Below are 24,287 nucleotides of genomic sequence, written 5' to 3'. Positions count from 1 at the left end.
TCGTAGCCGCGTTGCAGCGACGTGCGACATCCCGCGCCGTGCAATCGTGCCGACCCGGGCCTTGCTTAACATGGGCGCCGGACGCCACTCGCCCGCACCGACACCATGCCCCTGCCCTCGCCCCGTTCCCTCCTCGTGAGCGCCGTTCTGTTGGCCGGCACGTTGACCGCCGTCGCCCGCACCGACGCCCCACCGCGGCCCATCGCCCCGCGCGGCCCGCTGACCGCCGAGGAGCAGAACAACATCGCCGTCTTCAAGGGCGCGTCGCCCTCGGTCGTCAACATCACCGCCCTCGGCCTGGAGCGCGACTTCTTCTCGGCCCGCACCCACCAGGTCCCGCAGGGCACCGGCACCGGCTTCGTGTGGGACGACCGCGGCCACATCGTCACCAACTACCACGTGATCCAGGGCGCGAACGGGGCGCGGGTCACGCTGTCCGACCAGAGCAGCCACAAGGCCCAGCTCGTCGGCGTGTTCCCCGACCGCGACATCGCAGTGCTGAAGATCGACGCGCCGCGCGCGAAGCTGCCCCCCATCGCCATCGGCACCAGCAAGGACCTGCTCGTGGGCCAGCGCGTCTACGCGATCGGCAACCCGTTCGGGCTCGACCAGACGCTCACGGTGGGCATCGTCAGCGCGCTCGATCGCGAGATCGAGTCCGTGACCCGCCGCAGCATCCGCGGCGCGATCCAGACCGACGCGGCGATCAATCCCGGCAACTCGGGCGGCCCGCTGCTCGACTCGGCCGGCCGCATGATCGGCGTGAACACCGCGATCTACAGCCCGTCGGGCGCCAGCGCCGGCATCGGCTTCGCGATCCCCGTGGACGAGGTCAACCGCATCGTGCCGCGCCTGATCCGCGACGGCCGGATGGTGCGGCCCTCGCTCGGCGTGACGTCCGGCCCCGAGGGGATGGGCCGAACCCTCGGCCTGCCGAAGGGCCTGCCGCTCGTGCGCGTGGCCCCGGGCGGCCCGGCGGCGAAGGCCGGCCTCGTGCCCTTCCAGCGCGGCGCCGAGGGTGGCATCGTGCAGGGCGACGTGGTCCAGGCGGTGGACGGCGAGGAGGTCTCCGACCTCGACGACATGCTCACCGCGCTCGAGCGCTTCCAGCCGGGCGACCGCGTGACACTGACCGTGTCCCGGGCGGGCAAAGTGCGCAAGGTGGACGTGACCCTCGCCGAACTCCGCGAGTGAACCGCGCTACAGTGCCCCGTCGTTTTCAACCCTGGAGTGCCTGCCCTTGAACATCCACCTGTCGCTGACCCCGCTGATCTCGCTCATCGCCGGCATCCTGATCCTCGTGATGCCCAAGCTGCTGAACTTCATCGTCGCGATCTACCTGATCGCGATCGGCCTCATCGGCATCTTCGGGCTGGGTTCGATCCGCATTCACTGACCGGCCGGGCGCGGGTGCGCCCGCGCCAGCACGAGCTGGATCACCGCGCCCGCGACGAGTGACCCGGCGGCCGCCTCCAGCGCCCACGCGAAGCCCTGGGCCCGCGTGCCGCTGTGCGCGATCAGCCAGGCCGCGATGGGCGGCCCGGCGATCTGCCCCACGCCGTACACGGCGGTGGACAGCCCCATCAGCCCGGCGGGCGCCGCCGGCGACAGCCGCCGCGCCTCCTGCATGCCGAAGAAGCTGATCGCGGTGAACGGCAGCCCCACGAGCAGGCTGCCCAGCGCGAAGCTCGCGACCCCCGGCACCCACACGCCGATCACCACACCGACGGCCTGGATCACGAAGCAGGCCGCGAGGGCGTCGCGGAAGTCGATGCGGCGCGGCACGCGCGTCGCGAGCAGCGCCCCCACCACCACGCCGAAGCCCAGCAGCGGCCAGAACCAGTTGAGCCACGCCGTGGGCGGCAGCGTCTCGCGCGCGATGACGGGCAGGAACGTCGCGGTGATGATGTAGCCGAAGCCGGAGAGGCCGTACCCCAGCACGAACCAGCCCTTCTCCGCGGTGAACGGCCCCGGCGCCGCCGACGTCGCGGCGGACGTGTGCGCCGCGCCGCGCACCGTGGGCCACACGGTCAGCGTCAGCGCCGCCGCGAGCGCGGCGAACACGACCCAGCCCACCGGTGACGACCCGCCCGCCGCCATCACCGCGCCCACGAGCAGGCCGCTGGCCGCGATGCCGACGCCGGGTCCCGCGTAGATCACGCCGCCCATCGCCGGCTTGCCCAGGCCCGCGAGGCGCCCGAGGCACCAGCCGGACGTGTAGACGAACACCACCGCACTCGCGACGCCGGCGAGGAAACGCAGCGGGGGCCACAGCGCCGGAACCGGCAAGGCCATGCCCGCCGTCAGCAGCCCGGTCGCCACCAGCCCGCCGCGCACGCAGCGGGCCGCATCGATGGGCGGGCGCTGCCAGCGCGCCCACAGCGTAGGCTGCGCCGTGCACATCAGCGCGCCGAGCAGGTAGCCGATGTAGTTCGCGGTGGCGAGCCAGCTGCCGCCCGTCAGGTCGACGGCGTGTTCGCCGAGCATCACCGGCAGCAGTGGCGTGAACGCGAAGCGGCCGATGCCCATCGCGACGGCCAGGGACAACAGGCCCGCCACGGCCACACGCGTCGCGGAAGGGGCTGTCGTCGAGGTCATCGCGGGACGATACCCGAGATCAACCGGCCTTGCGGAAGGTCAGGTTCACGCGTTGTGTCCCCAAGCGTTCATGTTCGCCCGGCGCGAGTGGTGCGACACCATGGAACACGAGCCTCGAAGGGCCGCCCCACACCACCACGTCCCCGTGGTCGAGCGGCACGCGGTGCGGCCGGTTGGCCCGCTTCGTTCCGCCCCAGAGGAACACGGCCGGCAGCCCGAGGGACACCGACACGATGGGGGCGCCATAGTCGCTCTCGTCGCGGTCCTGGTGCAGCGACAGCCGCGTGCCGGGCACGTAGCGGTTGACGAGGCACGCATCGGGTTCGAAACCCTCGAACCCCGCGGCCGCCGCGGCCCGTCCCGCGAGCGCGCGGAACACGCCGGGCATCGCGGGCCAGGCGTGGCCGGACAGCGGGTCCGTGCCCTGGTACCGGTAGCCCCGGCGGTCGGACACCCAGCCGAGCGGACCGCAGTTGGTCATCGCGACGGCCATCGCGAGGCCGCCGGGCGTGACCATGTGGCGCAGCGGTGCCTCGGCGATCACGGCCTGCGCCGCGGCGAACAGCGCCTCGGACTCGTCGCGCGCGAAGCCGCGCAGCAGCACGGCACCGTCGCCGAGCGGCTCCTGCGGTTCGTCGAACAGGCCGGGTGTCATGTCGCGTCGTGGAAGATCAGGCCCAGCGTGTGGCGATGGCCCGAGCGCACTTCGCTCACGCCATGGCGCAGCTGCACACGGTACGGCCCGCGCGTGCCCTGCACGGGCCGGTGGTGCACGGCCATCACCACGGCATCGCCCTGCCCCAGCGGCACCACCATGGGCCGCGACTGCATGCGGGGCCGCTGCTCGGTCATCACGAACTCGCCGCCCGTGAAGTCGCGCCCCGGCGCGGACAGCAGCACCGCCACCTGCAGCGGGAACACGTGCTCGCCGTACAAGTCCTGGTGCAGGCAGTTGTAGTCGCCAGCGCCGTACTGAAGCAGCAGCGGCGTGGGCCGGGTCTGTCCCGCCGCATGGCACCGTTCGAGAAACTCCTCGTGGCGCTCGGGGTACGACACCGGGATGTCCATCGCGCGGTTCCACCGGTTCGCCACGGGCCGCAGCCGCGCATAGAGCGCGGGCCGCAGCGCCGCGAGCGGCTCGGGCAGTGGGTACGCGAAGTACTGGTACTCGCCGCGGCCGAAGGCGTGGCGGTCCATCACCACGCGGCTGCGGAAGCGCTCGCGCTGTGCGTACATCGCGGCCACCTCGAGGCACACGGCCTCGTCGAGCAGGCCGGGCAGCACGGCCTGGCCCTGCGCGTCGAGGTCGTGTTCGACTCGGCTCCAGTCGATGGCATCGAGGTTCACGAACCCTCTCCCTCGCGGGCGAGCAGCGCGCGCTTGCGCTCGACTCCCCAGCGGTAGCCCGACAGGCCGCCATCGCTGCGCACGACCCGGTGGCACGGCACGGCCACCGCGAGCGTGTTCGCGGCGCAGGCCGCGGCCACCGCACGCACCGACGTGGGCGAGCCGATGCGCTCGGCCACCTCGGTGTAGCTGCACGTGCGGCCGGGCGGAATCTCGCGCAGGGCCTGCCACACGCGCTGCTGGAAGGCGGTGCCGCGGATGTCGAGCGGCACGTCGAGCGCCGGGCCCGGGCGTTCGACGGCGCCCACCACCACCGCGACCATCGCCTCGAACGCGGCGTCACCACCCCGCAGTTCGGCGCGGGGGAAGCGGTCCTGGAGTTCCTTCACCAGCGGATCGGGATCGTCGCCCAGCGCGATGGCACACACGCCCTTGTCCGTCGCCGCGACGAGCAGCGCACCCAGGCTGCACTGCGCGACGGCGAAGCGGATCACCGCGTCGGCCCCGCCCTGCCGGTAGGCACGTGGTGCCATGCCGAGCACGCCGGACGCGTCGTCGTAGAAGCGCGCGCTGGAGGCGTAGCCCGCGTCGTACAGCGCCTCGGTGACGGTGCCGGCACGCACCAGCCCGTCGCGCACGCGGCCCGCGCGATGGGCCTTCGCATACGCCTTCGGCGTCACGCCCGCCACGGCCTTGAACACGCGATGGAAGTGGTGCGGGCTCAGCCCGGCCGCCGCGGCCAGCGTCTCGAGGTCGGGCGGGGTCTCGGCCGACTCGATGGCGCGGCAGGCGGCGGTCACCAACTCGGCCTGCCGCTGCGCCCTGGTGGGCCCGTCCGGCCCGCAACGCCGACAAGGCCGAAAGCCTTCCGCCTCGGCGGCTTCAGAGGTGGCGTGGAAACTCACATTGCCGCGCAGCGGCAGCCGCGCGCCACACGACGGGCGGCAGTAGACGCCCGTGGTGGCGACGCCATAGAAGAACTGCCCGTCGGCGGACGGGTCGCGCGACGCGACCGCGGCCCAGCGGGCGTCGTCGGACGCGAAGGTCGGGGGAAGGTCTCGTTTCATGGTCACGGCCTCTTGAATCTAACGGAGACCCCATGGTGCCGGCGGCCCCGCCGGCCATCACCCCGACTCTTGCGATTGAATTCCTCAGCGCTGCGCGAAGGCCAGCCGCGCCGCCAGCCCCAGGAACACCGTGCCGGCGCCCCAGTTGAGCACCCGCTGCGCGCGCTCGGACCGCTGAAGCACCCGCCCGAACGTGGCGGCGAACACCGCGATGGCGCCGAAGGTGAGCAGCGTGGCCACGATGAACACCGCGCCGAGCCACAGCACCTGCACGCCGGTCTCGCCACGCGCGCGGTCGACGAACTGCGGGAGGAACGCGAGGAAGAAGATGGTGACCTTCGGATTGGTGAGGTTCATCACCACACCGCGCAGGTACATGCGCCCGAGTGGCGCGGCCTCGGCCTGCGCGGAGAGCGGCCCGACCGGTGCACGGAAGGCCTGCCACGCGAGCCACACGAGGTAGGCGGCGCCGGCGAGCTTGAGCACCGTGAAGGCCGTCTCGGACGCGGCCACCAGCGCCGCCAGGCCCAGGGCCACCGCGGCGGTGTGCCCGAGCAGGCCGGTGCACAGACCCAGCACGACGGCGAAACCGGCGGCCCGGCCGTTCAGGGCGGACTGGAAGAGGACGAAGACGTTGTCCGGGCCGGGGCTCAGGCAGAGCAGCACGGCGATGCCGAAGAACGCGAGGAGGGTGTCGGGCGTGGGCATCCCGACATCATCTCACTCGTTCCAGGAATGCCCGAACCGCTCCGGCAGCCCGATGGCCGCGCTCGGTCCCCACGAGCCCGAGCCGTACGGCTTGGGCTTCTGGGCTGTCTGGCGCCAGCCTTCGACGATGCCGTCGATCCACTTCCATGCGGCCTCGACCTCGTCGCGGCGCACGAACAGCGACGGGTTGCCGGCCAGCACGTCGATCAGCATGCGCTCGTAGGCGATGCGGCGGCGGGTCTGCGTGAACTTGTCGCCGAGCGACAGGTTCAGGCCCACCTGGCCCAGCTGCATGTCGTTGCGGCCCGGCAGCTTGTGCATCAGGCTCAGCGTGATCATTTCCTCCGGCTGCAGCTTGATCAGCAGCACGTTCGGCTGCAGCGTGGCGCCGATGCCCGAGAAGATGTTGTACGGCGCGCTCTTGAAGTGGATCGCGATCTCGCTCGAGCGGCGCTGCATGCGCTTGCCGGTGCGCAGGTAGAACGGCACGCCGGCCCAGCGCCAGTTGTCGATCTCGGCGCGCAGGGCCACGAACGTCTCGGTGTCGCTGACCTTGTTGGCACCGGCCTCGTCGCGGTAGCCCGGCACGGACTGGCCACCGGCGAAGCCCTCGGTGTACTGGCCGGTGACGGTGTGCGTGTGCACGTTGGTGCCGTTGATGGGCCGCAGCGACCACAGCACCTTCACCTTCTCGTTGCGCACGGCCGACGGCGTGAAGCTCGCGGGCGGCTCCATGGCGACCAGGCACAGCAGCTGCAGCAGGTGGTTCTGCACCATGTCGCGCAGCGCACCCACGCCGTCGTAGTAGCCCCAGCGGCCCTCGACGCCCACGGTCTCGGCGACCGTGATCTGCACCTGCTCGATGGCGTTGGCGTTCCACAGCGGCTCGAAGATGGCGTTCGCGAAACGCAGCGCCAGCAGGTTCTGCACCGCTTCCTTGCCCAGGTAGTGGTCGATGCGGAAGACCTGCGGCTCGGCGAAGGCCGAGGCGATGGCGTCGTTGACGGCGTTCGCGCTCTTCTCGTCGGTGCCGATGGGCTTCTCGACCACCACGCGGCTGTCCGGGTGCACGCCCCAGGCGCCCAGTGTGCGGCAGATGGGGCCGAACATGTGGGGCGAGGTCGACAGGTAGAAGATCGTGCCACCCTCGTGCGGCGCGAGCGCGTCGCGCAGGGGCTGCATGCCGGCCTCGCTCGAGGCGTCGACCGACACGTAGCTCACGCGTGCGATGAACGTGGCGAACTTGGCCTCGTCGAACATCGCCGCGTTGGCCGAGCCGAGCACCGAGTTGCGCACGAGTTCGGCGAACTTCGCCGGCTCGTACTTCGAATGCGCGGCGCCGATCAGCGCGAACTGCTCGGGCAGCAGGCCGTCGGCGTGCAGCGCGTAGAGCGACGGCCACAGCATGCGGCGGGCCAGGTCGCCGGTGGCGCCGAACAGCACCAGGCTGCGGCAAGGGGTCGATTGGTGATCGAACATGGTCGTGTTATTGGCGAAGGGCCGCGGCGTCGCGGGCCAGGGTTTCGATCGCCGCCCAGTCGCCGCTGTCGATCAGCGCCTTCGGGGTCAGCCACGAGCCTCCGACACACACCACGTTCTTCAACGCGAGCAGCGCCGGGGCGGACTGCAGTGTGACACCACCCGTGGGGCAGAAGCGAACATGAGGGAAAGGCCCACCCATCGCCTTGAGCATCTCGAGGCCGCCGGCCTGGGCCGCGGGGAACAGCTTCAGCGTGTTGAAGCCCGATTCGGCGGCGTTGATGACGTCCGACGGCGTCATCACACCCGGCACGAACGGCAGCGGGCCGGCCGCGGCGGCCTTGAGCAGCGAGGCCGAGGCCCCCGGGCTCACGCCGAAGACGGCGCCGGCGCGCACCGAGGCCTCCAGGTCGGCCGGCGTGGTGATGGTGCCCACGCCCACCACCGCCTCGGGCACCTCGGCCGCGATGGCGCGCACGCATTCGAGCGCGACGGGCGTGCGCAGCGTGACCTCGAGCAGGCGGATGCCCCCCTTCACGAGCGCACGGGCCAGCGGCACCGCGTCGGCGACGCGTTCGAGGGCGATGACCGGCATCACCGGCGAGAGGGCGAGGATGTCAGGCGTTTTCATGCGTCAGGTCCTTGGAGGAGACAGCAGCCCAGCCGAAGGTGCAGGCACCCTCCTCGGCCGTGCCGGCGGCGGCGCGTGCCGCGGTGAAGAGTTCGCGGCCCATGCCGCGCTGGGCGCCCGCAGGGGCGGCGGCGAGCGGGCGGGCCGCCCATTCGCCGGCCGGCACGTGCACGGTGAGCACGCCGTGGTCGGCGTCGAGCAGCACGATGTCGCCGTCGCGCACCTTGCCGATCGGGCCCTGGCCCAGCGCCTCGGGGGTGATGTGGATGGCCGCCGGCACCTTGCCGGACGCGCCGGACATGCGCCCGTCGGTCACGAGCGCGACCGCGAAGCCCTTGTCCTGCAGGTTGGCGAGCGCGGGCGTCAGCTGGTGCAGCTCGGGCATGCCGTTGGCCTTCGGGCCCTGGAAGCGCAGCACGGCGACGAAGTTGCGGTCGAGTTCGCCGGCCTTGTAGCGCTGCAGGAACTCGGCCTGGCTGCCGAACACGACGGCCGGCGCCTCGACGCGGCGGTGCTGCGGCTTGACGGCCGACACCTTGATGACGGCGCGGCCGACGTTGCCGCTCAGCATGCGCAGCCCGCTGTCGGCGCTGAACGGGTCGGCCACCGGGCGCAGCACGGTGGTGTCGTGGCTCACGGCCGGCGCGGCACGCCAGCTCACGCCCATGGACTCGGTCAGCACCGGCTCCTCGGCGTAGCGGGCGAGGCCCGGGCCGGCGACCGTGCTCACGTCCTCGTGCAGCAGGCCCTCGGACAGCATGTTGCCGATCAGCGTGCCCATGCCGCCGGCGGCATGGAAGTGGTTGATGTCGGCCGTGCCGTTCGGGTAGATGCGCGTGAGCAGCGGCACGACCTTCGAGAGCTCGTCGAAGTCGCTCCAATCGATCACGATGCCGGCGGCGCGGGCGATGGCGACGAGGTGGATCGTGTGGTTCGTGGACCCGCCCGTGGCGAGCAGCGCGACGATGGCGTTGACGATGGCGCGTTCGTCGACCACCTGCGCGAGCGGCGTGTACTCGTTGCCCTGCGCGGTGAGCGAGGCCACGCGCACGGCGGCGGCTTCGGTGAGCGCGCCGCGCAGCAGCGAATCGGGTGGGATGAAGGCGGCGCCCGGCAGGTGCAGGCCCATCACCTCCATCAGCAGCTGGTTGCTGTTGGCGGTGCCGTAGAACGTGCAGGTGCCGGCACCGTGGTACGCCTTGCTCTCGGCCTCGAGCAGCGCGGCGCGGTCGACCTGGCCCTTCGCGTGCAGCTGGCGCACCTTCGCCTTCTCGTCGTTGCTCATGCCGGTGGACATGGGCCCGGCCGGCACGAAGACGACCGGCAGGTGGCCGAAGTGCAGCGCACCGATCAGCAGGCCCGGCACGATCTTGTCGCAGACGCCGAGGCACATCGCCGCGTCGAACACGCCGTGCGACAGCGCGACGGCGGTGGACATCGCGATCACGTCGCGCGAGAACAGCGACAGCTCCATGCCGGGCTGGCCCTGCGTGACGCCGTCGCACATGGCCGGCACGCCGCCGGCCACCTGGCCGACGGCGCCTGCGCCATGCAGGGCGCGCTTGATGCGCGCGGGATAGTCCGCATAAGGCTGGTGGGCCGACAGCATGTCGTTGTACGACGTGACGACGGCCACGTTCGGCCGGTGGGCCTCACGCAACACCAGCTTTTCATGCGAGGGGTGAGCAGCCATGGCATGCGCGAGGTTCGTGCATGCAACGGCGCCCCGGGCCACGCCAGCGGACTTGCTGGCGGCCACGGTGTCGAGGTAGTCGGCGCGGAGGGTGGCGCTGCGGGCGCGCACCCGGTCGGTCACTCGCGCGACCACGGGATGAAGTGACATATGTCCGGATCGATCTGAATCGATGTTTTGGGCGATACTTCGAAAGTCTTGTAGGAATGCTACACGGTTCCAAAACGAATTTCCAGCCTCACCTTCCCTGATTGACCCTATAAACACTGCAATCACACTTCGGACCGGCGTGCAGCCGTCACCCGATCTGTAGAGAAACTACCGAGCCCCACCATGACCCCGAATTCCCTACGCGAGCCGGATCTCGCGACCTTCGAGAACCCGCTGCAGGCGGCCCAGACCCTCGCGCACGAACTCGTCGGCATCCTCGCGGCCGCGCTGCAGGCCCGGGGCGCGGCGACGCTCGCGGTGTCCGGCGGCCGCAGCCCCAAGCTGCTGTTCGACGAGCTGGCGCGCTCGCGCCTGGACTGGTCCCGTGTCACCGTGACCCTCGTCGACGAACGCTGGGTGGACCCGGCCTCGGGCGACAGCAACGAGCGCCTCGTGCGCGAGCGGCTGCTGACGCGCCACGCCTCGGCCGCCACGTTCGTGCCGCTGAAGACCCGCGCGGACCATCCGGCCGAAGCCGTGGAGGAACGCTCCCGCACGCTGCAGGCCCTGCTCGCCGGCGCCGACGCCGTGGTGCTGGGCATGGGCGAGGACGGCCACACCGCCTCGCTGTTCCCGCGCGCCCGCGGCCTCGCCGAAGCGCTGGACCCGGCCGCCGCACCCGCCCTCGCCGCGATCGAGCCGCCGGTGGCGCCCCATGCGCGGCTCGGCATGAACCTCGCCGCGCTGCTGGCCGCCCGTCACGTCGCGCTGCTCGTGCAGGGCACGCAGAAGGGCGCGATGCTGACGGCGGAGGCCCGCGCCGCCCGCGCCGACAACCCACTGCCGATCGATGCCTTGATGCTTCACCGCACGCGACCGCTTAGGATGTACTGGAGCCCCTGAGTCCCCGCCCCCCGATGCCCCGTTCCCGCGCCACCCCCAAGACCCCCGACCCCTCGCCCGCCACCGCCACGCTGCTGCAACGCATCGAGGCCGCGCGGGACGAACTGCGTCCGTCCGAACAGCAGGCCGCCGACTACGTGCTGCAGCACCCGAACGAGGTGATCGACCTGTCGTTCGCGGAACTGGCCACGCGCGCCGGCGTGAGCCAGCCCACCATCGCGCGCTTCTGCAACGCACTGGGCTTCAGCGGCCTGCGCGAGTTCAAGCTGCGCCTGGCCAAGAGCCTGGCCACCGGGCTGCCGTACATCCACCACGACGTCAACGCGCAGGACTCCTCCGCGGAGGTGGGGGCGAAAGTGTTCGACCGCGCGATCGCCGCGCTGGTCACCGTGCGCAACCACCTCGACCCGTCATCGCTCACGAGGGCCGTCGAGGCGCTGTGCACGGCACGCCGCATCGAGTTCTATGGTGTCGGCAACTCGGGCATCGTCGCGATGGACGCGCAGCACAAGTTCTTCCGCCTGGGCGTGCCCACGGCGGCCCTGTCGGACACACACGTGCAGGCGATGTCCGCCTCGCTGCTGGAACCCGGCGACGTGCTCGTCGCGATCTCCGGCAGCGGCCGAACGCGCGACGTGATCCGCAGCGTCGAGATTGGCCGCGAGGCGGGCGCCACGGCCATCGGCCTCACGGTGCCAGGCTCGCCGCTGGCCCGCGCCTGCGACATCTCGCTGAACGTGGACGTGCCGGAGGACCCGGACGTCTATGCCCCGATGACCTCGCGCCTCGCGCACCTGGCGGTGCTGGACGTGCTGGCCGTGTCGGTGGCGCTCGCACGCGGCCCCGAACTGGTGGCGCAGTTGCGCCGCTCAAAGGCCGTGCTGCAGGAAAAGCGCACACCGGAGTCCTGAGGGCCCCTCCGGCGCAACCCAAACGCGCCCGTCATCCCGGCGAACGCCGGGATCCACCGCGCCCCAGGCACACGGGGCGAGGCCGTGGGCCCCGGCTTTCGCCGGGGTCACTCACGGTACGAAACGCTTCACAGCGTCTTCAGGATCTCCGCCTTCTTCTGCTGGAACTCCTCTTCACTGATCAGGCCGCCGTCGCGCAGGCGCTTCAGCGTGCGCAGGCGGGCTTCCGGATCGGTGACGGGCGCGGCGGCCGGCGCGGGTGCGGCGGCAGGCGCCACGGCCGGAGCGGCCTGGACTGGCACGGGCACCGGGGCGATGGCCGGCGGCGCAGTGCGGGCCGGCGCGGTGGCCACCGACACCAGCGGGAGCACACCCCAGTCGCTGCGGACCAGCACCCCTTCCGGCGCCTGCAGCTTCGCCTTGCCGGCCGTGGTGCGCGAACCGAACACGAGCGCCGGACGCACGCTCGCGTTGATGCGCCACTGCCCGTAGTACTCGATGCGCGGCTGCCCGACGATCACGTTGAGCTTGTCGCCGAGCAGGAACAGGCGCGCCGTCATGCCGAGAGGCGGCACGAAGTAGGAATCACGGCGGTACGACGAGAACAGCAGCACGTCCTGCGTCGGCTTGGCGATCGCGAACGCCTTGGCGAGGGGGCCCGAGATGTCGGTGGCCTCGTCGTCGGAGAACAGCGGCTCCGCCGCGCCCTTCGGGGTCACGTACGTGAGCAGCATCAGCTGCTGGCGCAGCACGGCCGGGTCGACCGTGCGCGGCTGGTCGTTCGGTGCGGCACCATTCTCGCGCGGCACGAGCTCCAGCCCGCTCGATTCACCGATGCGGAAGATGAGCTTCTCGCCCGGCGCTTCCTTCGGCGGGTTGCCGCCGAGGGCCCAGTCGAGCGGCTTCTGGGCGTACGCGGGCAGGGCGAAGGCGAGCCCGAGCAGGGCGCAGGCGGTCGCACGGCGGAACGCGGTGGGGTGGATCATCGATGGGTCTCCAGGAAGGACGATCAGGTCATCAAAGGACGTCGAGGGCGCGGGCCGCACCGATCAGGGCCGGCGAGACCTCGGCCGCCACGACGAACACCGGAATCGACGCGAGGTACGGCTGGAACCGCCCCTTGCTCTCGAATCGGCTGCGGAAGCTGGACGAGAGGATACGGTCACCGAGGCGCGGGACGATACCCCCCCCGATGTAAACCCCACCCCGCGCGCCGAGCGACAGCGCGAGGTTGCCGGCCACGGTGCCGAGCAGCGAGAAGAAGACGGCCTCGGTCTCGACGGCCTGGGCATCCTGCCCGGCCTGGGCCGCGGCCGTGATCGTCGCGGCCGTCATGGGCTTCGCAGCCACCCCGTCGAGTTCGCACAGCGCCTCGTACAGGGCGACGATGCCGGGCCCGGACAGCGCCCGCTCGGCCGAAGCGTGGCCATAGCGACGGCGCAGCACCGCGATCACCGCGTCCTCGCGCGCGTCGACACCCCCGAGGGTGACGTGCCCACCCTCGCCGTTCAGCGGCACGCTCTGACCGCCCGCCGTCTGCAGCAGGCCGGACACGCCGAGGCCCGTGCCCGCGCCGAGCAGCGCGATGGGGCCGCCCGGCACGGCGTCGCCGCCACCCACCTGGCGCAGCTGCGCCCGCTCGAGCGCCGGCAGCGACAGCGCGAGCGCCGTGAAGTCGTTGATGAGCAGGTAGCGGTCGAGGCCCAGGTCGCGCTGCACCTCGGAAATCGAGAACGACCAGTGGTGGTTGGTCATCTGCACGCGGTCGCCCGTGATCGGGTTCGCGATGCCCATCGCGGACCAGCGCGGCTGGGCCTTGCCATGGGCCCTCAGGTATTCCCTGATCGCGTCGAGCACCGTTGCGAAATCGGCACACGGAAGGGTCGCGATGTCGGTGAGCGGGGCCCCTTCGGCCTCCTGCCATGCGAAGCGGGCATTCGTGCCGCCGATGTCGCCCAGCAGGCGCGGATACGTGAATTGCTGGTTCAAAACAAGGTCCCTGGTCATGGAAATGTGGCGTCCTGTCGACACGATGGCCGCCTATTCGCAGTCTTTTTGTACTCAGACTACATGGCGGCATCGTATGCGATGACCTGGAGAACGTCCACAAACGTCAACCAGGGACCAACACCATTAGGGTTTGGCCCGAACCAACACTAGGGTTATCCCGCTGTTTCTCGATTCAGTACGAACCCTAAAGTCCACCCCAGTCGCAAATGGCACCTGATTCTGTAGTCAAGCTACTTTTGATGGGTGCTGCACCGCACACCTCATTCATGTCGCACTACATCCTTCCCGTCGAACCCCCGCAGGCCGCCTTCCAGGCGTGGGCCGCGGCGTGCGCTCCGGGTGGCCTGTCGTGCCGGAACCGTTTCCCCCAACCGCCGACGCACAAGAACCCATTGAGGTTCGCTGTCGGTATCGAGCAGCAACTAGACGAGGAGTCCCTCCGTGATGATCAAGAAGTTCAAGATGTTGGCCGTGGCAGCCGCCGCGGCCGGCGCCTTTGGTGCGCCCTCGGCGTTCGCCCAGGGCATCGAGTTCCACGGCTACATGCGCACGCAAGTCGGCGCCACGAGTGAAGGCGGCGGCCTGCAGTGCTTCCAGGCACGCGGCGCCCAGGCCAAGTACCGCCTCGGCAACGAGTGCGACTCGTACGGCGAAGCCATGGTCGTGGCCCCGTTCGGCAAGGCCGACGGCGCCTGGGCCAAGTACAACCTGATGCTCGCGCTCCAGGAAAACAACGCCCAGGACTTCGAAGGCACCAACGGCAACAGCTTCAACGTGGCCAGCCGCCAGAACTTCTTCCAGGGTGGGGGCTTCTTCGGTGACAGCGCCACCTTCGGCGACGCCAAGGTGTGGGTCGGCAAGCGCTACTACAACCGCCACGACATCCACATCAACGACTACTACTACTGGAGCAACAGCGGCCCCGGCGCCGGCATCGAGGACATCTCGTTCGGCACGGTCAAGTTCGCCTTCGCCTACCAGCAGCGCAACAGCGACGGCGGCACCGGCAACGGCCACGACTCGGCGAACATGACGTCGAAGCACCTCAGCGCCCGCCTGTACGAGATCCCGACCAACAAGGACGGCAAGCTCGAAGGTGAACTGCTGTACCTCTTCGGCAGCACCGCCAACAAGACGGCCACCGCCGCGCCGGAAGGCAAGGGCACGCAGCTGTTCCTCGAGCACACCCAGAGCAACGTCATGGGCGGCGGCTTCAACAAGTTCGCCGTGGTGCTGGGTGAAGGCCTGGGCGCCAACTGGAGCTTCGTGCCGACGTACGTCGGTGGCAGCGAAGCCGCCGAGAACGACTGGTCCTACCGCATCCACGACCAGTTCTACTTCGACCTGGCCGGCACGAACGTGAGCGGCATGGCCACCGCCTCGTACGGCAAGGTGTTCGCGAACGCCGGCGGCGCCGACTCGCAGTGGGCCAGCTTCGGCATCCGCCCGCAGTACAACTTCAACGACAACGTGAGCATCGCCGTCGAAGCCGGCTACGACCAGGCCAAGAGCGGCTCGGAACCCACCGCCAAGCTGGCCAAGCTGACGATCGCCCCGCAACTGACGCTCTCCAAGGGCTTCTGGTCGCGTCCGGTCTTCCGCGGCTTCGTCACCTATGCGAAGTGGAACGACGCCAACACGCTCGGCGGCAACAAGATCGCCAACGGCGTCTTCGGCGACAAGACCAACGGCCTGACGTACGGCCTGCAAGTCGAGTCCTGGTGGTGATCCACGAGGCCTGACGAAACGGTTGGCAGGAATTCCCCCGAGGAGCATGCTGCCGTTTCGCCGACCTCAACCCGGGCAGTTCCAGCGGTCACGAGCCGTTGGGCCTGCCTTCAGCGCCATGTGCGCCGCCTCCGCGCGGCGCCCATGGCATTGAAGCTCCGTTCGACTGTTTGACCCTCCCGACGCCGAGTCCCGTCCCGTGAACACCTCTACCTCCCGACTCGCTCCCGCTGCCGACACCCACTGGTGGCGCGGCGCCGTGATCTACCAGGTCTACCCCCGCAGCTTCGCCGACCACAACGGCGACGGCGTGGGCGACATCGCCGGCATCATCGACCGGCTGCCCTACATCGCCAGCCTCGGCGTCGATGCGATCTGGGTCTCCCCGTTCTTCAAGTCGCCGATGAAGGACTTCGGCTACGACATCGCCGACTACCGCGACGTGGACCCGCTGTTCGGCACGCTGGCCGACATGGACCGCCTGATCGCCCGCACCCACGAGCTGGGCCTGAAGCTGATGATCGACCAGGTGCTGTCGCACACGTCCGACCAGCACGAATGGTTCAAGGAAAGCCGCTCGAGCCGCACGAACGCGAAGGCCGACTGGTACGTCTGGGCCGACCCGAAGGCCGACGGCACGCCCCCGAACAACTGGCTGAGCGTGTTCGGCGGCTCGGCCTGGCAGTGGGACTCCCGCCGCCGCCAGTTCTACCTGCACAACTTCCTGTCGAGCCAGCCCGACCTGAACTTCCACAACCCGGAAGTGCAGGACCAGATCCTCGCCGACATCCGCTTCTGGCTGGAGCGCGGCGTGGACGGCTTCCGCTTCGACGCCTGCATCTTCCACTTCCACGACCGCCAGCTGCGCGACAACCCGCCGGCCGAGAAGCGCGACACGCGCAGCGTCGGCGAGAGCAACCCGTACGGCATGCAGCGCCACCTGTACGACAAGACGCAGCCCGAGAACCTGCCGTTCCTGCAGCGCATCCGCACGCTGCTGAACGAGTACGGCGCGGCGAGCGTCGGCGAGATCGGCGACGACGACTCGCTGCGCATCATGGCCGAGTACACCCGCGGCGGCGACAAGCTGCACATGGCCTACAGCTTCAACCTGCTGACCAGCGACAACACCGCGGGCCACATCCGCAACGAGGTGGAGGAGCTCGAGGCGCAGATGCACGACGGCTGGGCCAGCTGGTCGTACGGCAACCACGACGTGCCCCGCGTGCTGACCCGCTGGGGCGGCCCGGGTGCCAGCACCGACTACAGCAAGGTCGCGATGGCCATGCTCGTCTCGCTGCGCGGCAGCGTGTGCTGGTGGCAGGGCGACGAGCTGGGCCTGACCGAAGCCGACATCCCGTTCGAGAAGCTCCAGGATCCCTACGGCATCACCTTCTGGCCCGACTTCAAGGGACGCGACGGCTGCCGCACGCCGATGCCCTGGGTGCAGGCCCAGCCGCACGCCGGCTTCAGCCGCGGCCTGGACGTGGCGCCCTGGCTGCCCGTGCCGGCCGAACACGCCACCCGCGCCGTCGACGTCAACGAGGCCAAACCGGACTCGCCGCTGAACTTCATGCGCCGGCTGCTGGCCTGGCGCCACACGCAACCGGCTTTGGTGACGGGCGACATCCGCTTCGTCGACGCCCCGGAACCCGTGCTCGTCCTGGTGCGTTCGCCCGAACACGGCGGCGACGGGGCGACCCTCCTGTGCGTGTTCAACCTCGGGGCCGACCCGGTGGACCTGACGCTCGCGGTGCCCGACAGTCTCGCGGTGGCGACCCACCTCGACCCGGCGCTGCAGGGGCAGCGCGAGGGCCAGCGGTTCACCCTGCCCGGCCACGGCTTCTATTTCGGCGAGATCGCGGCCTGATCCCGCGGACGGTACACACATGGCACATCTGAAGTTGAAGGGACTGCGCAAGTCCTACGGCGAGGTCGAGACGCTGCACGGCATCGACCTCGAGATCCAGGACGGCGAGTTCGTGGTGTTCGTGGGTCCGTCGGGCTGCGGCAAGTCCACGCTGTTGCGCTGCATCGCGGGGTTGGAGGAGATCACGGCCGGAGAGCTGTGGATCGGCGAGCAGCAGGTGAACGAGGTGCCGCCCGCCAAGCGCGGCATCGCGATGGTGTTCCAGAGCTACGCGCTCTATCCGCACATGAGCGTCGCGGAGAACATGGCGTTCGGCCTGCGGCTCGCCGGTTTCACGAAGGACGCGATGAAGGCGGCCGTCACCCGCGCCGCGCAGATCCTGCAGATCGAGCACCTGCTCGAGCGCAAGCCGAAGGCGCTGTCCGGCGGCCAGCGCCAGCGGGTCGCGATCGGCCGCGCCATCGTGCGCAAGCCGGGCGTCTTCCTGTTCGACGAACCGCTGTCGAACCTCGACGCCGCGCTGCGCGTGCAGATGCGCGTGGAACTCTCGCGCCTGCATCGCGAGCTGCAGACCACGATGATCTACGTCACCCACGACCAGGTCGAGGCGATGACCCTCGCCAACCGCATCGTGGTGCTGAGCGCCGGCCGCATCGAGCAGGTCGGCACGCCGATGGAGCTGTACCACAAGCCCGTCAACCGCTTCGTCGCGGGTTTCATCGGCTCGCCGAAGATGAACTTCATCGACGGCGTGCTGCACGACGGCGGCCACGTGCGACTGAAGGACGGCACCTGCGTCTCGGTGCAGGCCGACACCAGCCGGCTCGCCACGGGTGCCAAGGTCACGCTGGGCGTGCGTCCCGAACACATCGTCGCGACCGGCACGCGCACCGAGGAAGCCGTCAAGGCCTTCGTGCAGCTGGCCGAGCACCTGGGCGACACCACGTACCTGCACGTGACCGTGGGCGATTCGCCCGAGCCGCTGACGGTGCGCACCGACCCGGACAACCCCCTAAACACCGGCGACACCGCCTGGCTCAATTTCCCGCCCCAACGTTGTTTCCTGTTCGACGAACAGGGGCACACCCTGCCCTGACGCGTTACCCCTGCCAAGGCATCCACTGAAGGAGAACTGAAGATGAAGATCCAACGCCAGAAGATCAAACTGCTGGCCGCCGCGGCGGCCCTCACCCTCGGCAGCGGCTTCGCGCTGCACGCCCAGGCCGCCGAACCCGGCAAGCTGCTGATCTGGATCAACGGCGACAAGGGCTACAACGGCCTGGCCAAGGTCGGCGAGGAATTCACGAAGAAGACCGGCGTGCAGGTCGTCGTCGAGCACCCGGAAGACGCCCCGGGCAAGTTCCAGCAGGCCGCCGCCGCCGGCAAGGGCCCGGACATCTGGATCTGGCCGCATGATCGCATCGGCGAGTGGATCGCCGGCGGCCTGCTGCAGACCGTGACCCCGGGCAAGAAGGTCCAGGCCGACATCGACCCGCTGGCCTGGAAGGCCTTCACGGTGGGTGGCAAGACCTGGGGCTACCCGCTCTCGATCGAAGCCGTCGCCCTCGTCTACAACAAGGCCCTCGTGCCGAACCCGCCGAAGACCTTCGAGGAAATCGCGGCGCTCGACAAGAAGCTGGCCGCCGGCGGCAAGAAGGCCATCCTCTGGGACTACAACAACACGTACTTCACCTGGCCGCTGCTGGCCGCCAACGGTGGCTACGCGTTCAAGCTGAAGGCCGACGGCACGTACGACCCGGCCGACACCGGCGTGAACAACGCCGGCGCGCTCAAGGGCGCCGACCTGCTGGCCAAGTACGTCAAGGACGGCGTGATGACCAAGGGTGCCGGCTACGCCGAGATGGAAGCCGGCATGGCCCAGGGCAAGGTCGCGATGATGATCAACGGCCCGTGGTCGTGGGACAACCTGAAGAAGGCCAAGATCGACTACGGCGTCGCCAAGATCCCGACCGTCGCCGGCAAGAAGGCCGCGCCGTTCGTGGGCGTGCTGGGCGCGATGGTCTCGAAGGCGTCGCCGAACCGCGACGTGGCGATCGAGTTCATCGAGAACCACATGCTGAGCGTCGACGGCCTGAAGAAGATCAACGACGACGTGCCGCTGGGCACCCCGGCCAGCAAGGCGCTGTACGCCGAGCTGAAGGCGAACCCCAACATCCAGGCGACGATGGCCAGCGCGCAGGACGGCGCTCCCATGCCGAACAACCCGGAAATGGGCCGCTTCTGGTCGTCGATGCAGTCGGCCCTGCAGAACATGACCGAAGGCCGCCAGTCGCCGAAGGAAGCGCTGGACGGCGCGGCCAAGCGCATCACCACGAAGTAACCCGTTCGTGACCCCACCCGCCGGAGCCACGAGCCCCGGCGGGCTTTCGATTTCCTGATTGACCCCATGAGCTTGAAGATGTCCCTGTCCCGCTGGTTGCCTCCGGTCCTCCTGGCCGCGGTGCTGCTGGCCGCGCTGTATGTCGTGGTGGCCGTGCATGCCGCCGGCGAGACGTTGCTGGCAGGCACCATCCTCGTGATCGTCGCGCTCGCCGCGTGGATCTATTCGTCGTCGAAGGCCTACGCGTACCGCTACCTGTTCCCGGGCATCGGGGCGGCGCTGATCTTCGTCGTGTTCCCGATGGTCTACACGATGGGCATCGGCTTCACGAACCACAGTTCGAAGAACCTGCTCAAGTTCCCCCGCGCCACCCAGTACCTGATCGACGAGACGCACCAGGTCGAGGGCCAGAGCCTGCAGTTCACGCTGCACGCCGACGGCGCCGAGTTCCGCGCCCGCTTCGAGAACCCCGAAACCCAGGCCGCCTTCGTCTCCGGCCCCCTGGCGCTCAAGAACAACAACCCGCTCGAGCTGGCCGTGGAGCCCGCCGAGAACGTGAAGATCCCGCTGGGCGAGCCGCTGCAGCTGCGCGACCTGATCCCGCGCCAGGCCGCCCTCAAGGCCCTCACCTTCGTGACGCCGGACGGCCGCAAGCTGCGCATGACCGGCCTGCGCCAGTTCGGTCCCGTGGAGCCGCTGTACGAGCCGCGCGGCGACGGCACGCTGCTCAACAAGGAAAACGGCGACGTCCTCACCGCGAACTTCAAGACCGGCTTCTACGAGAACCAGCGCGGCGAGCGCATCCAGCCGGGCTTCCAGGTCAACGTGGGCCTCGACAACTACCGCCGCATCTTCACCGACAGCGCGTTCCGCGAGCCCTTCATCCGCATCTTCGTGTGGACGGTCATGTTCTCGGCGCTCACGGTGTTCTTCGCCGCGGCGCTGGGCATGCTGCTGGCCGTGCTGTTCAACTGGGACGCGCTGAAGTTCAAGGGCGTGTACCGCATCATGCTGTTCCTGCCCTACGCGGTACCGGGGTTCATCTCGATCCTCGTGTTCAAGGGCCTGTTCAACAACAACTTCGGCGAGATCAACCTGATCCTGCACGCGCTGTTCGGCATCAAGCCGGCGTGGTTCTCGGACCCGACGCTCGCGAAGATCATGCTGCTGATCGTCAACGTGTGGCTCGGCTACCCGTACATGATGGTGGTGTGCATGGGCCTCATCAAGGCCATCCCCGCCGACCTGTACGAGGCCTCGGCCGTGGCCGGCGCCGGCCCGCTCGTCAACTTCTTCCGCATCACGCTGCCGCTGATCCTCAAGCCGCTCACGCCGCTGCTGATCTCCGCGTTCGCGTTCAACTTCAACAACTTCGTGCTGATCGCGCTGCTGACCGGCGGCCGGCCCGATTTCCTCGACACCAGCGTGCCCGCGGGCACCACCGACCTGCTGGTGTCGTACACGTACCGCATCGCGTTCCAGGACTCCGGCCAGCAGTTCGGCCTGGCCGCCGCCATCTCGACCGTGATCTTCGCCATGGTGGCCGTCATCTCGCTGGTGCAGATGCGCTTCACGAAGATCGCCCGCGAAGAAACGCGCTGAGGAGACAAGAACATGGCCATCGTCGTCGACAAATCCCATCGCTGGCGCGTCGTGCTCGCGCACGTGTTCCTGATCTGCCTCGTGCTCGTGGTGATCTTCCCGTTCCTGATGATCCTCTCGATCTCGCTGCGGCCCGGCAACTTCGCCGCGGGCAGCCTGATCCCCGAGCAGATCAGCTTCGAACACTGGAAGCTCGCCCTCGGCATCTCGTACACCGCGGAGGACGGACGCCTCGTGAAGCCCGACTTCCCGGTGCTGCTGTGGCTCTGGAACTCGGTCAAGGTGGCGGGCCTCACCGCCATCATCACGCTGTTCCTCTCCACCACTGCGGCCTACGCGTTCGCGCGCATGCAGTTCCGCGGCAAGCAGGCCTCGCTCGCGGGCCTGATGCTGATGCAGATGTTCCCGTCGGTGCTGGCCCTGGTCGCCATCTACGCGATCTTCGACCGCATCGGCAACGTGTTCCCCACATTCGGCATCGACAGCCACTGGTCGCTGCTGCTCGCGTATTCGGGCGGCATCGCGCTGCACGTGTGGACCATCAAGGGCTACTTCGACACCATCCCGGTGGAGATCGAGGAGGCCGCGAAGGTGGACGGCGCCACGCCGTGGCAGGCCTTCCGCCTCGTGCTGCTGCCGATGGCGGTGCCCATCCTGATGGTGGTGTTCCTGCTCGCGTTCATCGGGGCCATCATCGAATACCCCGTCGCCTCCATCCTGCTGCACGAGGAAGCCAAGCTCACGCTCGCCGTCGGCTCCAAGCTGTTCCTCTACGAGCAGAAGTACCTGTGGGGCGACTTCGCGGCCGCGGCCATCCTGTCGGGTCTGCCCATCACCGTCGTCTTCATCCTGGCGCAGAAATGGATGATCTCCGGCCTCACGGCCGGCGGCATCAAAGGCTGAGCCCGACTCGGATCGTTTCGATTCCCCCAGCCCGGGGCGGCTGCCCCGTTCCATCACGTTGAACAAGAGGTCTCACTCATGAAAGACATCCGCTCGACCCTGAAGATCGCCGTGGCCGCCGCCCTGGCCGCCTGCGCCCTGGGCGCCCAGGCCCAGACCGCCACCATCAACTACAACCGCTGCGACAACGCCTACGACGGGTGGGGCGCGCACCTGTGGAAGGACGGCGGCATTCCGCTGGCCGGCATCGAGTGGCAGAAGCCGATGCCCGTCTCCGGCAAGAACGACTTCGGGGTGTTCTGGACCGTGAAGGTCGACGACTTCACGAAGGGCCGCGTGAACTACATCATCCACAAGGGCGACTCGAAGGAACAGGGCGGCCGCGACATGGCGTTCGATGCCAGCACGACCAAGGAGATCTGGGTCAACAGCGGTGACCGCAAGATCTACACGTCGCTGGAAGACGCCAAGAAGGCCCGCGAAGCCAAGCCCTGCAACTGATCCACCGACGGGAACGACACGCCGTGAATTTCCGCCCCTCCCTGCGGCTCGTCGCCGCCTCCGTGCTGGCGATGCTGGCCACGGCGTGTTCCACCCCCGCTCCGGTGCAGGAGCCGCTCGCCGTCGCCCAGGCCACGGCCGCCGCGAAGCCCCCGGCCGCCGTGCCGGGCCGCTTCAAGGACAACCCGATCGTCTATTTCCTGATCACCGACCGCTTCGAGAACGGGAACCCGTCGAACGACCACGCCTACGGGCGGCAGAAAGACGGCAAGGACGAGATCGGCACGTTCCACGGCGGTGACTTGAAAGGCGTGACGAACAAGCTCAAGCAGGGCTGGTTCAAGGAGCTCGGCGTCAACGCCATCTGGATCACCGCGCCGTACGAGCAGATCCACGGCTGGGTGGTGGGCGGCAACAAGGAGTTCAAGCACTACGCCTACCACGGCTACTACGCGCTCGACTTCACCACCCTCGACCAGTCCATGGGCACGCCCGAGGAACTGCGCGAGATGGTCGACACGGCCCACGCGCAGGGCATCCGCATCCTCTTCGACGTGGTGATGAACCACCCCGGCTACCTCGACATCCAGAGCGCGAAGGACCTGGGCCTCAAGGTGCTGTGGCCCGATTCGGAGAAGGCGACCCTCACCGACTACCACGGCTACATCGACTACAACAACTTCAACTTCACGCAGTGGTGGGGCCGCGACTGGGTGCGCGCCGGCCTGCCGGGCTACATCGACGGCGGCCGCGACGACCAGACGATGCAGCTCGCGTACCTGCCCGACTTCCGCACCGAAAGCACGGAGTTCGTGAAGCTGCCGGCCTTCCTGCAGAAGCGCCAGCCGTTCACCCCGCCGCCGCCCGCGCCTGCGCCCAAAGGCAAGAAGGCACGCAAGGCCGCCGCCGCAGCCGCGGCCCAGCCCGCGCCGCAGCCCTACCCCGGCAAACCCGACACGAACGCCCGCGACCTGCCGGACACCACGGTCCGCGGCTACCTGATCACCTGGCTCACCGACTGGGTGCGCGAGTACGGCATCGACGGCTTCCGGGCCGACACGGTCAAGCACGTGGAGCCCGCCGCGTGGGCCGAACTCAAGACCACGGCCACGAAAGCCCTGGCCGAATGGAAGTCGAAGAACCCCGGCAAGAAGATCGACGACGAACCCTTCTGGATGGTGGGCGAGTACTGGGGCAAGGGCCCCGAACGGGATTCGCTGCACGACCACGGCTTCGACGCGCTGATCAACTTCGAATTCCAGACCGACGTCGCGAAGCCCGACGCGATGTTCGCCCGCTACGCGAAGCTGCTGTCCGGCCGCCCCGGCTACACCGCGCTGAACTACCTGTCGTCGCACGACACCTCGCTGTTCGATCGCAAGAAACTCGAGGAGGCCGGCGCCGGCCTGCTGCTGTCGCCGGGCGCCGTGCAGATCTTCTACGGCGACGAGACGGCCCGCCCGCTCGGCCCCGTGCCCGACTCCGATCCGCAGCAGGCCACGCGCTCGGACATGAACTGGTCGTCGATGGACACCGCACTGCTCGCCCACTGGCGCAGGCTCGGCACGTTCCGCCAGCGTCATGTGGCGCTCGCCCGCGGCGAACACCGCGCGCTCGGCGACGCCCCCTACACCTTCAGCCGCATCGACAAGGAGAGCGGCGACCGCGTGGTGGTGGCGATGAACGCGGCGGGCAGCCGCGCCATCGTGACGGGCGACACCTTCCCCGAAGGCACCAAGGTGCGCGACGCGTACTCCGGCCAGCCCGGCATCGTGACCGGCGGGCGCGTGGCGCTCGACGCCCGGCGCTGGGTGCTGCTCGAACGCGCGCCCTGACCCCCGGCAT

At 69.3% G+C, this 24,287-nt stretch carries 22 protein-coding genes; 12 read left to right on the top strand and 10 right to left on the bottom strand.

What is annotated here, in order from left to right; translation table 11 throughout:
• Positions 1–105: 105 nt before the first annotated feature.
• The gene (locus A4W93_RS04410; RefSeq protein WP_085749455.1) at positions 106–1,194 is read left to right on the top strand and encodes a S1C family serine protease; all 1,089 of its coding nucleotides are present in this window, start codon (positions 106–108) and stop codon (positions 1,192–1,194) included.
• 46 nt (positions 1,195–1,240) lie between these two features.
• Positions 1,241–1,396 (top strand): DUF3096 domain-containing protein, encoded by a 156-nt coding sequence (locus A4W93_RS04405; RefSeq protein ID WP_085749454.1) that lies wholly within the window; start codon positions 1,241–1,243, stop codon positions 1,394–1,396.
• On the opposite strand, the gene A4W93_RS04400 is transcribed toward A4W93_RS04405, so the two are convergent.
• The 8 genes from A4W93_RS04400 to edd all read right to left on the bottom strand — a co-directional run bounded on the left by A4W93_RS04400 (position 1,390) and on the right by edd (position 9,673).
• Positions 1,390–2,598 carry a YbfB/YjiJ family MFS transporter gene (locus tag A4W93_RS04400; protein ID WP_085749453.1) on the bottom strand — a complete coding sequence of 403 codons (1,209 nt, stop codon included), beginning with the start codon at positions 2,596–2,598 and terminating at the stop codon, positions 1,390–1,392. The two genes, A4W93_RS04405 and A4W93_RS04400, sit on opposite strands and share 7 nt — an antisense overlap.
• 19 nt (positions 2,599–2,617) lie before the next feature.
• Positions 2,618–3,253 (bottom strand): DNA oxidative demethylase AlkB, encoded by a 636-nt coding sequence (gene alkB, locus A4W93_RS04395; RefSeq protein WP_085749452.1) that lies wholly within the window; start codon positions 3,251–3,253, stop codon positions 2,618–2,620.
• Complete coding sequence (locus A4W93_RS04390; protein ID WP_099960027.1) at positions 3,250–3,996, bottom strand: 2OG-Fe(II) oxygenase; 747 nt, start codon at positions 3,994–3,996, stop codon at positions 3,250–3,252. The genes alkB and A4W93_RS04390 overlap by 4 nt, the downstream gene beginning before the upstream one ends.
• Positions 3,942–5,012 carry a bifunctional DNA-binding transcriptional regulator/O6-methylguanine-DNA methyltransferase Ada gene (gene ada, locus A4W93_RS04385; RefSeq protein ID WP_085749450.1) on the bottom strand — a complete coding sequence of 357 codons (1,071 nt, stop codon included), beginning with the start codon at positions 5,010–5,012 and terminating at the stop codon, positions 3,942–3,944. Before ada ends, A4W93_RS04390 begins: the two co-directional genes overlap by 55 nt.
• A gap of 84 nt (positions 5,013–5,096) precedes the next feature.
• Positions 5,097–5,720 carry a LysE family translocator gene (locus A4W93_RS04380; RefSeq protein WP_085749449.1) on the bottom strand — a complete coding sequence of 208 codons (624 nt, stop codon included), beginning with the start codon at positions 5,718–5,720 and terminating at the stop codon, positions 5,097–5,099.
• A gap of 12 nt (positions 5,721–5,732) precedes the next feature.
• Entirely contained in the window at positions 5,733–7,199 is a 1,467-nt protein-coding gene (zwf, locus tag A4W93_RS04375) for a glucose-6-phosphate dehydrogenase (RefSeq protein ID WP_085749448.1), read from the bottom strand.
• 7 nt (positions 7,200–7,206) lie between these two features.
• Complete coding sequence (gene eda / locus A4W93_RS04370) at positions 7,207–7,830, bottom strand: bifunctional 4-hydroxy-2-oxoglutarate aldolase/2-dehydro-3-deoxy-phosphogluconate aldolase (RefSeq protein ID WP_085749447.1); 624 nt, start codon at positions 7,828–7,830, stop codon at positions 7,207–7,209.
• The gene (gene edd / locus A4W93_RS04365; RefSeq protein WP_085749446.1) at positions 7,817–9,673 is read right to left on the bottom strand and encodes a phosphogluconate dehydratase; all 1,857 of its coding nucleotides are present in this window, start codon (positions 9,671–9,673) and stop codon (positions 7,817–7,819) included. The genes eda and edd overlap by 14 nt, the downstream gene beginning before the upstream one ends.
• A 183-nt stretch (positions 9,674–9,856) precedes the next feature.
• Here edd and pgl point away from each other — a divergent pair, with 183 nt between their 5' ends.
• Entirely contained in the window at positions 9,857–10,576 is a 720-nt protein-coding gene (gene pgl, locus A4W93_RS04360) for a 6-phosphogluconolactonase (RefSeq protein ID WP_085749445.1), read from the top strand.
• A gap of 14 nt (positions 10,577–10,590) precedes the next feature.
• On the top strand, positions 10,591–11,487 hold the full coding sequence (locus A4W93_RS04355; protein ID WP_085749444.1) for an SIS domain-containing protein: 897 nt from the start codon (positions 10,591–10,593) through the stop codon (positions 11,485–11,487).
• A 128-nt stretch (positions 11,488–11,615) separates the two neighbouring features.
• Here the strand turns inward: A4W93_RS04355 and A4W93_RS04350 are convergent, their stop codons facing one another.
• Together A4W93_RS04350 and A4W93_RS04345 are read right to left on the bottom strand one after the other, a co-directional pair.
• Positions 11,616–12,473, bottom strand: a complete 858-nt coding sequence (locus tag A4W93_RS04350; RefSeq protein ID WP_085749443.1) for an SHOCT domain-containing protein — start codon at positions 12,471–12,473, stop codon at positions 11,616–11,618.
• 31 nt (positions 12,474–12,504) lie between these two features.
• Positions 12,505–13,476 carry a glucokinase gene (locus tag A4W93_RS04345; RefSeq protein WP_237357691.1) on the bottom strand — a complete coding sequence of 324 codons (972 nt, stop codon included), beginning with the start codon at positions 13,474–13,476 and terminating at the stop codon, positions 12,505–12,507.
• A gap of 465 nt (positions 13,477–13,941) precedes the next feature.
• Here A4W93_RS04345 and A4W93_RS04340 point away from each other — a divergent pair, with 465 nt between their 5' ends.
• From A4W93_RS04340 to A4W93_RS04310, 8 genes are all read left to right on the top strand, one after another.
• Entirely contained in the window at positions 13,942–15,225 is a 1,284-nt protein-coding gene (locus tag A4W93_RS04340; protein WP_085749441.1) for a maltoporin, read from the top strand.
• A 199-nt stretch (positions 15,226–15,424) separates the two neighbouring features.
• Positions 15,425–17,095, top strand: coding sequence for an alpha-amylase family glycosyl hydrolase (locus A4W93_RS04335; protein WP_085749440.1), 1,671 nt, complete (start codon positions 15,425–15,427; stop codon positions 17,093–17,095).
• Positions 17,096–17,114: 19 nt separating this feature from the next.
• Positions 17,115–18,191: an ABC transporter ATP-binding protein gene (locus tag A4W93_RS04330; RefSeq protein WP_085749439.1), complete on the top strand. Its 1,077-nt coding sequence runs from the start codon at positions 17,115–17,117 to the stop codon at positions 18,189–18,191.
• A 42-nt stretch (positions 18,192–18,233) separates the two neighbouring features.
• Positions 18,234–19,436: a maltose/maltodextrin ABC transporter substrate-binding protein MalE gene (gene malE, locus A4W93_RS04325; RefSeq protein WP_085749438.1), complete on the top strand. Its 1,203-nt coding sequence runs from the start codon at positions 18,234–18,236 to the stop codon at positions 19,434–19,436.
• A 78-nt stretch (positions 19,437–19,514) separates the two neighbouring features.
• A complete protein-coding gene (malF, locus tag A4W93_RS29490; protein ID WP_237357690.1) occupies positions 19,515–21,038 on the top strand; it encodes a maltose ABC transporter permease MalF in 1,524 nt (507 codons plus the stop codon).
• Positions 21,039–21,050: 12 nt separating this feature from the next.
• On the top strand, positions 21,051–21,941 hold the full coding sequence (malG, locus tag A4W93_RS29485) for a maltose ABC transporter permease MalG (protein ID WP_099959859.1): 891 nt from the start codon (positions 21,051–21,053) through the stop codon (positions 21,939–21,941).
• A gap of 78 nt (positions 21,942–22,019) precedes the next feature.
• Entirely contained in the window at positions 22,020–22,442 is a 423-nt protein-coding gene (locus A4W93_RS04315) for a pullulanase-associated domain-containing protein (RefSeq protein WP_085749437.1), read from the top strand.
• Positions 22,443–22,465: 23 nt separating this feature from the next.
• Complete coding sequence (locus A4W93_RS04310) at positions 22,466–24,277, top strand: alpha-amylase family glycosyl hydrolase (protein WP_320409211.1); 1,812 nt, start codon at positions 22,466–22,468, stop codon at positions 24,275–24,277.
• The last annotated feature ends 10 nt before the right edge of the window (positions 24,278–24,287 follow it).

The organism is Piscinibacter gummiphilus (assembly GCF_002116905.1).
Taxonomy (GTDB): domain Bacteria; phylum Pseudomonadota; class Gammaproteobacteria; order Burkholderiales; family Burkholderiaceae_C; genus Rhizobacter; species Rhizobacter gummiphilus.
The sequence above is the reverse complement of the archived record's forward strand: the minus strand, read 5'-3'. Positions and strand labels throughout refer to the sequence as shown.